Below are 3,181 nucleotides of genomic sequence, written 5' to 3'. Positions count from 1 at the left end.
CGGCTTTAAATTCGGCTGTTTTCTCTGACGGAAGTTTCTGTTACATTCCAAAAGGTGTTCGTTGTCCAATGGAATTATCTACGTATTTTCGTATCAATCAAGGCGGAACAGGTCAGTTTGAAAGAACTTTATTGGTGGCTGATGAAGAAAGTTACGTTTCTTATTTGGAAGGATGTACCGCTCCAAGTCGTGATGAGAATCAATTGCATGCAGCTGTTGTAGAATTGATAGCTTTGGACGGAGCCGAAATCAAATATTCAACGGTTCAAAACTGGTATCCAGGAAACAAAGAAGGAAAAGGTGGCGTTTACAATTTCGTAACCAAAAGAGGTTTGTGCGAGAAAAATGCAAAAATTTCTTGGACGCAAGTAGAAACAGGCTCTGCGGTAACGTGGAAATATCCTTCATGTGTACTAAAAGGCGATAATTCAATCGGAGAGTTTTACTCGATTGCCGTAACTAATAATTTCCAACAAGCCGATACGGGAACCAAGATGATTCATTTGGGAAAAAACACCAAATCGACCATCATTTCAAAAGGTATTTCAGCTGGAAAATCACAAAACAGTTACAGGGGATTAGTGCAAATAGGAGCAAGAGCAGAAAACGCTCGTAACTTCTCACAATGTGATTCACTTTTAATGGGAAATAATTGTGGAGCTCACACGTTTCCTTACATCGAAAGTAAAAATGCTTCGGCAAAAATTGAACACGAAGCTACGACTTCAAAAATTGGTGAAGACCAAGTGTTTTATTGCAACCAACGTGGCATCCCAACCGAAAAAGCCATTGCCTTAATCGTAAATGGTTTCAGTAGAGAAGTATTGAACAAATTACCAATGGAATTCGCAGTAGAAGCGCAAAAATTATTAGAAATTTCGTTAGAAGGTTCAGTAGGATAATCAATCATAAATTCGAATATATAACACATTTACAAAATGTTACAGATAAAAAACTTACACGCTTCGGTAGAAGACAAAGACATATTAAAAGGAATCAACCTTGAAATTAAAGCAGGAGAAGTGCATGCGATTATGGGACCAAACGGTGCCGGAAAATCAACATTATCTTCTATCATTGCCGGAAATGAAAATTACGAAGTAACGGAAGGCGAAATCTTTTTAGATGGTGAAGAAATTTCAGAATTAGCTCCAGAAGAAAGAGCACACAAAGGCGTGTTCTTGTCGTTCCAATATCCAGTAGAAATTCCAGGTGTTTCGGTAACGAATTTTATCAAAACAGCAATAAACGAAAAACGTAAAGCGAATGGCGAAGAAGAAATGCCAGCAAATGAAATGTTGAAGAAAATCCGTGAGAAATCAGAATTGTTAGAAATGGACAGAAAATTTTTGTCACGTTCTTTAAACGAAGGTTTTTCGGGTGGTGAAAAGAAACGTAACGAAATTTTCCAAATGGCAATGTTAGAGCCAAAAATCGCAATTCTAGACGAAACCGATTCAGGTTTAGATATCGATGCGTTACGAATCGTAGCTAACGGTGTAAACAAATTGAAAAACGAAAACAACGCGGTATTAGTAATTACGCACTACCAACGTTTGTTAGACTATATTGTTCCAGATTTCGTACACGTTTTAATGGATGGAAAAATCGTAAAAACGGGTGGAGCTGATTTAGCTTTAGAGTTAGAAGAAAAAGGATACGATTGGATAAAGAATGAATTGAACTAGAGTTTACAGTCTCAGTCACGGTTATCACAGGACTGCGACTGAACACTGCGACTGAACACTAAATACAATGGAATTAAAAGATAAATTATTAGCTTCTTTCATGGCTTTTGAAGAAAAGATTGATACACATTCTGAACTTCATGAAGTGAGAAGCAACGCCATAAAAAATTTCGAAAACAAAGGTTTCCCAACAAAGAAAGAGGAAGCTTGGAAATACACGTCGTTAAATGCGATTTTGAAAAATGATTTTTCGGTTTTCCCAAAAAAGGATAACGCAATTGAATTTAAAGACGTAAAAAAGTATTTCTTACACGAAATTGACACCTACAAAGTAGTTTTCATTGACGGAATTTTTAGTTCGTTTTTGTCTTCTACAACCCATGAAGGTTTAGATGTTTGTTTGATGTCTTCGGCATTGACAAAACCAAAATATAAAATGGTAATTGACAACTATTTCAATCAAATTGCTAGCAAAGAAGAGAGTTTAACTTCTCTAAATACAGCATTTTCATTGGAAGGTGCTTATATCAATATTCCCAAAAGTAAAGTGGTTGAAAAACCTATTGAAATTATTTATTTCTCAACCGGAAATGAAGCGGCTTTGATGGTACAACCTCGAAATTTAGTAATTGTTGGAGAAAACGCTCACGTGCAAATCGTAGAACGTCATCAAAGTTTGAATTCGAATCCAGTTTTAACAAACTCGGTAACCGAGGTTTTCGCTCAAAAACGCGCGATTGTAGATTATTACAAAGTTCAGAATGATGTGCAAACTGCGAATTTGATTGACAATACGTACATTGCCCAAAAACAAGAGAGTAGAGTAGCGGTGCATACGTTTTCGTTTGGTGGAAATATCACCAGAAACAACTTGAATTTCTATCATCAAGGAGAACGAATCGATTCTACTTTGAAAGGAATTACCATTATTGGCGATAAACAACACGTAGATCATTATACATTGGTACAACATGCAACTCCAAATTGCGAAAGTCACCAAAATTATAAAACGATTTTGCATGACAATTCAACTGGAGTTTTCAATGGAAAAATCTTCGTTGAAAAAGAAGCGCAAAAAACCGATGCATTCCAACAAAACAACAACATTTTAATTGGCGATAAAGCGACTATCAACGCAAAACCACAATTGGAAATTTTTGCTGATGATGTAAAATGCTCGCACGGTTGTACGATTGGACAATTAGATGAAAGCGCGATGTTCTACATGCAACAACGTGGAATTCCAAAAAAAGAAGCTAAAGCATTGTTGATGTACGCGTTTACAAGCGAAGTAACAAACAGCATCAAAATACCAGAATTAAAAGCTAAAATCGGTAGAATTATTGCTGATAAATTAGGAGTTAATATGGGATTTGATTTGTAGTATATAAAGCCGCTTTATTGCGGTTTTGTTTTATAAAAAATAAAAAATATCAATATGTTTGATGTTCAAAAAGTAAGAGCTGATTTTCCCATTTTATCGCAAAAAGTAA

At 35.7% G+C, this 3,181-nt stretch carries 3 protein-coding genes; all 3 read left to right on the top strand.

Annotated features, from left to right (window positions below; all coding sequences use genetic code 11):
• Nucleotides 1-902: Fe-S cluster assembly protein SufB (gene sufB / locus Q0075_RS06140; protein ID WP_297868740.1), on the top strand; the 902-nt coding region annotated here is incomplete at its 5' end.
• A gap of 36 nt (nt 903-938) precedes the next feature.
• Nucleotides 939-1,688: a Fe-S cluster assembly ATPase SufC gene (gene sufC, locus Q0075_RS06135; RefSeq protein ID WP_026725388.1), complete on the top strand. Its 750-nt coding sequence runs from the start codon at nt 939-941 to the stop codon at nt 1,686-1,688.
• 67 nt (nt 1,689-1,755) lie between these two features.
• Nucleotides 1,756-3,072: a Fe-S cluster assembly protein SufD gene (sufD, locus tag Q0075_RS06130; protein ID WP_297868739.1), complete on the top strand. Its 1,317-nt coding sequence runs from the start codon at nt 1,756-1,758 to the stop codon at nt 3,070-3,072.
• Nucleotides 3,073-3,181 lie beyond the last annotated feature (109 nt).

The sequence above is a fragment of the uncultured Flavobacterium sp. genome, assembly GCF_937967675.1.
In the GTDB taxonomy this organism is placed as follows: Bacteria; Bacteroidota; Bacteroidia; order Flavobacteriales; family Flavobacteriaceae; genus Flavobacterium.
This window is presented reverse-complemented; position numbering and strand designations above follow the sequence as displayed.